Here is a 2,186-nt window from a genome sequence, read left to right on the forward strand (position 1 = left end):
CGCAGCACTTGCAGCGGCTGAGCCTCCAGGCTGATTCAGTACATTAAACAAATGTTGCACTTGGACTTGAATCCGCCCTTACCGTATAAGCGCTAGCAGCTATTTTTTTGAGAGCATCAGACGCGCGCCAGCGCCTGCGCGACCTGATCCAGCCGGTCCTGCCCCCAAAACAGCTGCTCGCCCACGAAGAAGCTCGGCGCACCGAAGACCCCACGCGCAATCGCCTGGCTGGTGTTGTCCTTCAGCCGGTCCTTCACCGATTGCTCGCCGATCTGCGCCATGAACTGCGCCGCATCGAACCCCGCCGCCGTGAGCACGGCCGCCACCTCGGCCGGGTCGCCCATATTGCGCGGTTCGCCAAACATGGCGTGGTACATCGCCTGCATATAGCGCTGGAAGGGCCCCTCGCCCTGCATCTGCATGGCGACGGCGCCGCGCATCAGCGCCAGCGTGTTGATGGGGAACGCCGGGTTGCTGGCAATCTGCAGGCCCCAGGCCTGCGCCCAGCGCGCGAGGTCAACGTCCAGGTAGCGCGCCTTGGCCGGCACCTCGGCCGGGCTGGCGTTGCCCGTGGCCTGAAAGATGCCGCCCAGCAGCACCGGCGTATAGACGATGGCAGCGCCCTGCGCTGCTGCCACCTTGGGCAACTGGTGCCAAGCCAGGTAGCTGTAGGGGCTGCCCAGGTCAAACAGGAATTCAACGGTTTTGCTCATGGTGTGCTCCAGCAGTGTTTATTCGGTTTCTCAATCAATCGAGTACGCGAAGGCGAAGCGCAGACAGTACAGGCGTACTGGCGTACTGGCGTACTGGCGTACTGGCGTACTGGCGTACTGGCGAAGCGAAGCCGACAAAGTAATCGTTTGATTTAGAAGTGGAATTACCAGCGCTCCATCCAGGGGCGCAGGTCGAGTTCGTGGGTCCAGGCGTCGCGCGGCTGGGCGTGCAAATGCCAGTAGTTGTCGGCAATGTGATCCGGGTTGAGGATGCCGTCCTGGTCCTTCAGCGCGTAGCGCTCGGGAAAACTCTCGCGGATGAAATCGGTGTCGATGGCGCCGTCGACCACCACATGCGCCACATGGATGTTCTTCGGCCCCAGCTCGCGCGCCATGCTTTGCGCCAGCGCGCGCAGCGCATGCTTGGCGCCGGCAAAAGCAGCAAAGTTGGCCGAGCCGCGCAGACCGGCCGTGGCGCCGGTGAACAGGATCGTGCCGCGCCCGCGCGCCACCATGCGCCGGGCCACCTCGCGCCCGGCGAGGAAGCCGCCGAAGCAGGCCATCTCCCAGATCTTGAAGTACTTGCGCGCCGTCTCGTCCAGGATGCTGCAAGGCACGTTGGCGCCGATGTTGAACACCATCACCTCGATAGGGCCGACTTCTCGCTCGATGGTGTCCACCAGCGCCACCACCTCGTCCTCCTTGCGCGCGTCGGAGGCAAAGCCGCGTGCCTGGCCACCCAAGCGGGTGATCTCATCGACCAGCGGCGCCAACTTGTCGGCGCTGCGGCGGGTGACACAGGCCACCAGGCCTTCGCGCGCAAAGCGCTTGGCGATGGCGCCGCCTGTGGCGTCGCCCGCGCCGACGATGAGGGCTGCGGGGCGCAGCGGCAGTTGAGTCTCTGTGTTCATAGTGGTCTAGGTTTAAGATAACGTTCGTTATCGTAACGATCGTTATGCCACACTGCAAGCGTTTTTAAGGCACCCCCATGCGCTACCCCACCACCCACAAGCAAGACACCCGCGCCCGCCTGCTCAAGACCACGGGCGCGTTGGCCAAGCGCCAGGGCTTTGCCGGCACTGGCGTCGACGGCCTGATGGCTGCCGCCGGCCTGACCTCGGGGGCGTTCTATTCGCACTTTCGCTCCAAGAGCGAACTGCTCGAAGCCATCGTGCACAACGAATTGCAGCGCTCGGGCAAGCTTTTCCACGGCAAATCGCGCAAGCAGTTGCTGCGCATCGTCGAGGGGTATCTCAGCCCCGCCCACATCGACCAGCCCGAAGCCGGCTGCGCCATCCCTGCCCTGGCGGGCGAAGTGGCGCGCGCGGGCGACGCAACGCGTCAGGCCTTTGAGCGCGGCGTGGTGGCCCTCAAGGACAGCATGGCGACCGCAACGGCCAGCGAGGCCGAGGCCTGGGCGGTGGTGGCGCAGCTGGTGGGGGCGGTGGCGCTGGCGCGGGCGATGCCGGCGGG

Annotated in this window: 3 protein-coding genes; 1 reads left to right on the top strand and 2 read right to left on the bottom strand. The window is 65.1% G+C overall.

Features of this window, described 5'->3' with window-relative positions:
- Window positions 1-116: 116 nt before the first annotated feature.
- Window positions 117-713 (bottom strand): 2-hydroxychromene-2-carboxylate isomerase, encoded by a 597-nt coding sequence (locus tag AC07ZH_RS20420; RefSeq protein WP_495201107.1) that lies wholly within the window; start codon window positions 711-713, stop codon window positions 117-119.
- Between the two features lie 164 nt (window positions 714-877).
- Window positions 878-1,624 (bottom strand): SDR family oxidoreductase, encoded by a 747-nt coding sequence (locus AC07ZH_RS20425; protein WP_495201108.1) that lies wholly within the window; start codon window positions 1,622-1,624, stop codon window positions 878-880.
- A 77-nt stretch (window positions 1,625-1,701) separates the two neighbouring features.
- On the opposite strand from AC07ZH_RS20425, the gene AC07ZH_RS20430 reads away from it, so the two are divergent.
- A partial coding sequence (locus tag AC07ZH_RS20430) for a TetR/AcrR family transcriptional regulator (protein ID WP_495201109.1) occupies window positions 1,702-2,186 on the top strand: 485 nt, incomplete at its 3' end.

Source organism: Simplicispira sp. GW247-4R2A, assembly GCF_059424465.1.

Excerpts from the sequence above, each read along its gene's own strand:
- AC07ZH_RS20420 (WP_495201107.1), bottom strand. The coding sequence starts at position 713 with ATGAGCAAAACCGTTGAATTCCTGTTTGACCTGGGCAGCCCCTACAGC.
- AC07ZH_RS20425 (WP_495201108.1), bottom strand. The coding sequence starts at position 1,624 with ATGAACACAGAGACTCAACTGCCGCTGCGCCCCGCAGCCCTCATCGTC.